The organism is Pontibacter flavimaris (assembly GCF_001907195.1).
Lineage (GTDB): Bacteria > Bacteroidota > Bacteroidia > Cytophagales > Hymenobacteraceae > Pontibacter > Pontibacter flavimaris.
The window spans coordinates 280,280-287,077 of the sequence record NZ_LVWA01000009.1 but is presented as its reverse complement, the minus strand read 5'-3'; the positions used below and the strand labels follow the sequence as shown (position 1 = coordinate 287,077).

Here is a 6,798-nt window from a genome sequence, read left to right as displayed (position 1 = left end):
GGGGTGCAAAGGTCGGAAATCTTTTCTCAATTCCCAACTACCTTGCGGTGTTTTTTTTCTCTCTCTTTCCGCTGCCCTGCCGGCGGCGGCGCTTCCTTTCGAAGCGGGTTGCAAAGGTAAGAACTCTTTCTAAAATCCCAAGCAAATCTTCACTCTTTTTTCTTTAGCCCTGCCGGCCTGAGGAAGCTTCCTTTTGGAAGCGGAGGCAAAGGTAAGCAGCCTTTTTCGATTTCCAAGCGAATCTCTGAAAGATTTTTTCCGCTTTTCCCTCCCCGCCGCACCGGGCCTCAGCCCTGTGTTAGCAAGCCTTCCCACTGACCGCCTCCTGCCGAAACGGGATGCAAAGGTAAGAAAGCTTTTCGAAGCCGCAAGGCCTGGCCAGAACTTTTTTTTCCAGGGGGCGCTTCCCGGGGTTTCCCCCTTCCACTCCGCCTTCTCTGTACTCCCGCTCCTGCTGAACGGGATGCAAAAGTAGCAACAACATACCAACTTCCAACACCTGCCGCTGAAAAAAGATGTTGCCACACCGGATGTTCCTGAATACGAGCAGGAAAAGTTTCTGACGCCCGCCACCTCGCCCCGAAAACAAAAAAGCCCCGGACCTGCGCCCGGGGCTTTTGCTATACTATAATAGTAGACATTACACCTACTTCTACTCCTTATGCGTTCACCGCTTCTCTTCTCAGTGTACTCTTTCTATCTGGCCCCACGGATACTATAGTGATAGGAACCTGCAGGTGCTTCTCCAGGAAAGCTAGGTAATTATTGAATGCCGCTGGTAACTCGTCCACCTTTTCTATCTTGTTCAGGTCTACCTTCCAGCCAGGGAGGGTTTCATACACCGGCTGCAGTTCATCTGACTCCATCGAGTGGGGCACCTTATCTGTTATCTCGCCTGATGGTAATTTATAGTGCGTGCACACTTGTATAGTGTCGAACTCCGTCAGCACATCTGCTTTCATCATGTTCAGCTGCGTAACGCCGTTCAGCATGATGCTATACTTTAGGCTTGGCAGGTCTACCCAACCGCAGCGGCGCGGGCGACCGGTAGTGGAGCCGAACTCGCGGCCGGCCTGGCGAATATTCTCCCCCACCTCATCCAGCAGCTCGGTCGGGAAGGGACCGCTGCCTACGCGGGTGCAGTATGCTTTAAAGATACCGTATACTTCGCCGATGTGCTTTGGCGCCACACCCAGTCCTGTACACGCGCCAGCCACGATCGTGCTGGAGGAAGTAACGAAAGGATATGTTCCGAAATCGACATCCAGCAATGCACCCTGTGCTCCTTCTGCAAGTATACGCTGCCCACTCTGCAGCGCCTCGTTGATCATGTACTCCGAGTCGACCAGCTGCAGCGTGCGCAGGTAATCCACGGCTTCAAAGAAGTTCTGCTCCTGCTCGCCCAGTTCCAGCGTCTGCCCATAGAACTCCACCGTCTTGCGGTGGCGCTCCACCAGTTTGTTGTATTGCTCCTTAAAGTCAGCGGCCAGTATATCACCAACCCTGAGCCCCACACGCCCGATCTTATCCTGGTAAGTTGGTCCGATGCCCTTTAGGGTTGAGCCGATCTTACCGCTGCCCAACGCCTCTTCCGACACGCGGTCCAGCACCTTGTGCGATGGAAGTATAAGCGATGCCTTTTTGGAGACGAACAGGTTTTGGGAAGCGTCTACCCCGCGGTCCTGCAGCTTCTGCATCTCCGTGCGGAAAACGATGGGATCCAGCACCACGCCGTTGCCGATGATGTTTTTGATCTCCGGGTGGAAAATACCGGACGGTATCTGGTGCAGCACGTGCTTGGTGCCTTCAAACTCTAATGTATGCCCAGCGTTAGGGCCTCCCTGGAAACGGGCTACAATGTCATAGGTCGGGGCAAGAACGTCTACAATCTTTCCTTTGCCTTCGTCGCCCCACTGCAGACCTATTAAAATGTCAACTGCCATTTAAGTATTTAGTATGTTGATTCCTTTAAGAATTGCGCTGCGAAGTCATCGTTCTCAGCTATCGTAAATATCGCATTCAGCTTGGTAACTATAAGCAGCTTGCGGATGTGGTCGGATGGTTTGATCAGCACCAGCTCACCGCTCCGGTTGCGGAACTTCGTGAGCAGCGATACTAACACGCCCATGCCGCTGCTGTCCATGAACCGTACGTTAGACATGTCCACGGCGCAGAGCAGCACCTTCCCCTCCTGCAGCCCATCCACGCTATCGATCATCTGCTGCGTGTCTGTGCCTGCTATCAGGTCTCCCTCCAGCCGGATAAACAGGATATCACCCTTCAGTTCTGTCTGATACTTCATGCTTTTGTTCCTCTGTCGCTTTTCTAGCGCGGCAATCGCCGCAAACACCGTATAGGTTCAGGGAGTGGTGCAAGATATGAAAATTTAATAGTTCACCCACCAAACTTTGGATCTGATGCACGCGCGGATCGCAAAACTCCACCACTTTGTGGCACTCGGTACAGATCACGTGGTCGTGCTGGCGATACCCGTACGACTTCTCATACTGCGCCAGGTTCCGGCCGAACTGATGCTTGCTCACCAGGTCGTTCTCCACCAGCAGGTCCAGGGTGTTGTACACGGTGGCCCGGCTCACGCGGTAGTTCTTGTTTTTCATGTTAATGTAGAGCGATTCCACATCAAAGTGTCCGTCGCTGGAGTAAATCTCTTCCAGGATGGCATAGCGCTCAGGTGTTTTACGCAAGCCCTTGCTTTCTAAGTATGCCGTGAAGATCTTTTTTACTTCTTCGAACTTCCTTGTATCTAATGCCATTTTCTTCTTCTATAGTATATAAGACACGCCTTTAAGTATAAATAAGGCCTGCCCTTAATCAAAACGCTCTACGGTAAGTATACCGTTTACCTTGCTCATGCGCTGTATCAGCTTATCGAGGTGGCTCGTGTCGTTCACGAACACCATGATGTTGCCTTCAAAGATACCGTCGTTGGAGTCGATGGTGATGGAGCGCATGTTTACTTTTAAGCTGGTGGAGATCACCTTGGTCAGGTCGTTGACCAGGCCCACGCGGTCGGTGCCCTTGATGCGGATACCTACCAGGAAGGCGAGCTCCTTCTGCTCCGTCCACTTGGTTTTGATGATGCGGTTGCCGTAGTTCGACATCAGCTCCACGGCGCGCTTGCAGTTGGTGCGGTGGATCTCTATCCCATCGTCCTCAGTCTGGAAGCCGAACACATCATCGCCCGGAATGGGATTGCAGCACTTCGACATGCGGTAATCCCAGTTGGAGGTGGTCTCCCCTATCACCAGCATATCCGAGTTCACGCCCCTGATCTTCTGCACCTCCCTGTCGAAGGTATTCAGGTCGAGCATGGATACGCTCTTGTCGGACGTGGCGGTGAAGATAACTTCCTTGATGTTCTTGATATCGATATGCCCGGTAGCGACTCTATAGTATAAATCCTGGAGCGTGGCCACGTTAAAGAAGGCCTGCAGCCTGTTCATGTTTTGCTGATTATCAACCACACCCAGGTAGTCCAGCCTAGCATCCAGCATGGCCTTGCCCTGCTCCGTCTTGTTCTTCCGCTCCTCGCGCAGGGCGTCCTTGATGCGGGTACGCGCCCTGGAGGTAACCACATACTGCAGCCACTCCTCGTTCGGCTTCTGCTTCTGGGAGGTCAGGATCTCCACCTGGTCGCCGTTCTTGAGCTTGTAGCTGAGCGGCACCAGTTTCTGGTTCACCTTGGCACCCAGGCAGTGCAGGCCTATCTGGGAGTGGATCTCAAAGGCAAAGTCGAGCGCGGTGGACTTATCCGGAAGTATAATGAGTTCGCCCTTCGGCGTGAACACGAACACCTCCTCCACAAACAGGTTCTTGCGGAACTCATCCATGAACTCAAGGGCGTTGGCCGTGTTGTTCTCCAGCATGTCGCGCACCTTGTTGATCCACTGCTCCAGGCCCTCGGCAGAGCCCCCGCCCTCTGTTTTATACTTCCAGTGGGCGGCGTACCCGCGCTCGGCAATCTCATCCATGCGCCGGGTGCGTATCTGCACCTCCACCCACTGCCCCGACTTGCTCATCACGGTGGTGTGCAACGACTCGTAGCCGTTGGCCTTGGGCGTGTTCACCCAATCGCGGAGGCGGTCAGGGTTTGGCTGGTAGAAGTCCGTTATAATAGAGTATACCTGCCAGCAGGCGGCCTTCTCGTTCTCCAGCGGCACGTCCAGTATAATCCGGACCGCAAACAGGTCGTAGATCTCGTCGAAGGTGATGTTCTGCTTCTTTATCTTTTTAAGGATGGAGTAGATCGACTTGGGCCGGCCTTTGATGTTGAACGTAAAGCCATACTTGCCCAGCTCCTCCTCTATCGGGTTTATGAAATCCTTGATGAACTTGTTGCGGGCGCTGCGCGTCTGCTGTACCTTCCTGGAGATCTCCTTGTAGGTATCGGTGTCGGTATACTTTAAGTACAGATCCTCCAGCTCCGACTTTATAGTATACAAGCCCAGGCGGTGCGCGAGCGGGGCGTACAGGTACATGGTCTCGGAGGCGATCTTGAGCTGCTTGTGGCGCGGCATGCTGCCCAGCGTGCGCATGTTGTGCAGGCGGTCGGCCAGCTTTATAAGTATAACGCGCACGTCGTCGCTCAGCGTGAGCAGCATCTTGCGGAAGTTCTCGGCCTGCTGCGAGGTGCCGTAGTCAAACACGCCGGATATCTTTGTGAGCCCTTCAATAATTTTGGCTACGCTTGGCCCGAACTCGCGCTCAATATCCGATACCTCCAGGTCGGTGTCCTCCACCACGTCGTGCAGCAGGGCGGCCACGATGGAGGTAGTGCCCAGCCCGATCTCCTCCACAGCGATCTGAGCCACAGCCAGCGGGTGCAGAATGTAGGGTTCTCCGGACTTGCGGCGCATATCCCGGTGCGCTTCCAGCGAGGTGTTAAAGGCTTTCTTGATGATCTTGGCGTCGTTGTCCTTTAAGAAAGGCTTGGCGTGCCGAAGCAACCTCCTGTAGTACCTGAGAATTTCTTTGCGTTCTGCTTCTAAATCAATCATGTTGTGCAACTGTGCTGTAGGCTGCGGCCGTCGGTGGCGGCGCATGCTATAAGTATAAATAAGCTGGCGGCCTTATAAGTTTCAAATATAAGTGTTTATAAGATGCAACCAATACGCCCCGGGCGAATCCGCTGGTACTTTGGCCCTATATGCAGGATAAAAAATATTCGACAAAAATTAAAGCGCCGTATTGCATTTAAAAAATCGTTGCTTACCTTTGCATCACTAAAACGAGCACGATCAAGCGGATGTGGCGAAATTGGTAGACGCACTAGACTTAGGATCTAGCGCTGCGAGGCATGGGGGTTCGAGTCCCTCCATCCGCACAAACACAACACGACGAACCCTCAACATGCCCTGTTGGGGGTTTGTTTTTAATAGGTATCTCTAAAATCTTAAATTTTTATAAGCCTTGAATATTACATTAAACCAAACCGACAGCACCAATGCGCAACTGAAGGTGGTACTGGAAGAGGCGGACTACGCACCGAAAGTAGACCAGCAGGTAAAAGAATACAGCAAAAAAGCCCAGATCAAAGGCTTCAGACCTGGCAAAGTGCCTGCGGGGCTTGTAAAGAAGATGTACGGCAAGAGCATTCTGGTGGAGCAGATCAACAAAACGCTGCAGGAGGAGATCTCCAAGTATATCCGTGAGAACGACGTGAAGCTGCTGGGCGAGCCCCTGCCGGAGCCAAACCAGCCGGAGATCGACTGGGACAACCAGAAAACGTTTGAATTCAACTATGAAGTTGGCCTGCTGCCGGACTTCAACCTTCCGCTGGATAAAAGCGTAGAGGGCTACAAAGTTGAGCTGGACCAGAAAACCATTGACGAGGCGTACGAGAACCTGAAGCGCCAGTTTGGCAAGACTGTGAACCCTGAGACGTCTGAGCAGGGCGACTTTATCTCCGGCGAGTTGAAGCAGGTGGACGGCGATTTCCAGTCCAAGACCCTGATCCCGACAAGCCGTGTGGTGGAGGGCCAGGACAAGTTTGTGGGCGTGAAGGCCGATGACGTGATCCGCTTCGACATCCGCAAGACTTTTGGCGACGACAACGCTGCCCTGGCGCACGTAACAGGCCTGGACAAAGACGTGGTGGCTGACCTGAACGGTGAGTTCGAGTTCATCGTGGAGAAGATCAACCGCACCGAGTCCGCTGAGCTGAACCAGGAGCTTTTCGACAAGCTTTTCGGTAAGGACGAAGTGAAGACAGAAGAGGAGTTCGACGCCAAGATCCGTGAGACCATCCTGGAGAACTATGAGCGTGAGGCGGACAACCTGCTGTACCGCAACATCATGGACACCCTGATCGATAACGTGGAGGTAGAACTGCCAACAGCGTTCTTCAAGCGCTGGATCGAGGTGACCAACGACGGCAAAATCACCCCAGAGCAGATCGAGGAGAACTTCGACAAGTATACCCGCGAGCTGAAGTGGTCGATGATCAAGAACAAGGTGGTAGAGGAGAACGAGCTGAAGGTATCGAACGAGGAGGTAGTAGACGCCACCAAGGAGAAGATGCTGGCCCAGTTTAACATGCCGGAGATACCTGAGGAACTGATGGAAAGCATGAACAACTATGCCCAGCAGTATCTGCAGCAGGACAATGGCCGTAACTACATTAACGAGTACGAGCAACTGCTGGCCGAGAAGGTGCTCGCTAAACTAAAAGAGAAGATGACTGTTGTTGAGAAAACCATCTCATCAGAGGACTTCAGAAATATGTCGCTCTAACCGGAAGCGCACATACATAACTTTATAAAAAAGTCCTTCGGAATT

General features: G+C 52.9%; 5 protein-coding genes and 1 tRNA gene. 2 read left to right on the top strand and 4 right to left on the bottom strand.

The features are described from left to right. Positions 1–659 precede the first annotated feature (659 nt). Genes A3841_RS15325 through A3841_RS15310 form a run of 4 tightly spaced genes read right to left on the bottom strand, consistent with a single transcriptional unit; the run spans position 660 to position 5,018 of the window. Positions 660–1,943, bottom strand: a complete 1,284-nt coding sequence (locus A3841_RS15325) for an adenylosuccinate synthase (protein ID WP_073853437.1) — start codon at positions 1,941–1,943, stop codon at positions 660–662. An 8-nt stretch (positions 1,944–1,951) separates the two neighbouring features. Beyond that, positions 1,952–2,302 carry an STAS domain-containing protein gene (locus A3841_RS15320; protein WP_073853435.1) on the bottom strand — a complete coding sequence of 117 codons (351 nt, stop codon included), beginning with the start codon at positions 2,300–2,302 and terminating at the stop codon, positions 1,952–1,954. Further along, positions 2,274–2,774 (bottom strand): Fur family transcriptional regulator, encoded by a 501-nt coding sequence (locus tag A3841_RS15315; RefSeq protein ID WP_073853433.1) that lies wholly within the window; start codon positions 2,772–2,774, stop codon positions 2,274–2,276. Before A3841_RS15315 ends, A3841_RS15320 begins: the two co-directional genes overlap by 29 nt. Positions 2,775–2,828: 54 nt before the next feature. Then, positions 2,829–5,018, bottom strand: coding sequence for a RelA/SpoT family protein (locus A3841_RS15310; protein WP_073853483.1), 2,190 nt, complete (start codon positions 5,016–5,018; stop codon positions 2,829–2,831). Positions 5,019–5,262: 244 nt separating this feature from the next. On the opposite strand from A3841_RS15310, the gene A3841_RS15305 reads away from it, so the two are divergent. Then, a tRNA-Leu gene (locus A3841_RS15305) sits at positions 5,263–5,344 on the top strand. Between the two features lie 86 nt (positions 5,345–5,430). Further along, positions 5,431–6,753, top strand: coding sequence for a trigger factor (tig, locus tag A3841_RS15300; RefSeq protein WP_073853431.1), 1,323 nt, complete (start codon positions 5,431–5,433; stop codon positions 6,751–6,753). The last annotated feature ends 45 nt before the right edge of the window (positions 6,754–6,798 follow it).